Annotated in this window: 1 pseudogene; it reads right to left on the minus strand. The window is 63.0% G+C overall.

Annotated elements, in window-relative coordinates:
• Nucleotides 1-270 (minus strand): annotated as a pseudogene (locus P9273_RS32110) (glycosyl hydrolase); the annotation flags it as partial.

The raw sequence follows: 270 nt of genomic DNA on the forward strand, positions 1-270 counted from the left end.
GTCGTAGCCGGGCTTCAGCATCTCGGCGAAGGTCCGGTCGCGGCCGGCTTCGTCATTGTCCTTCTTCTGCAGGCCGAACACCGACAGGCCGATCACGTCGACATAGTCGTCGCCCGGTTAGTATTTCTCGAGGCCTTCCAATCCCTTGGGCGACCACATGTATTTCGCCGCGGGCGCCGCCTTGCGGCAGACGTCGACCTCGCGCTTGTAGGCGGCGATCCAATCCTTAGGCGCCCAGTTGGCCCAGGTGAAGCGGCCATTGCTGTCTTC

This window comes from Mesorhizobium sp. WSM4935 (genome assembly GCF_029625735.1).
Taxonomy (GTDB): domain Bacteria; phylum Pseudomonadota; class Alphaproteobacteria; order Rhizobiales; family Rhizobiaceae; genus Mesorhizobium.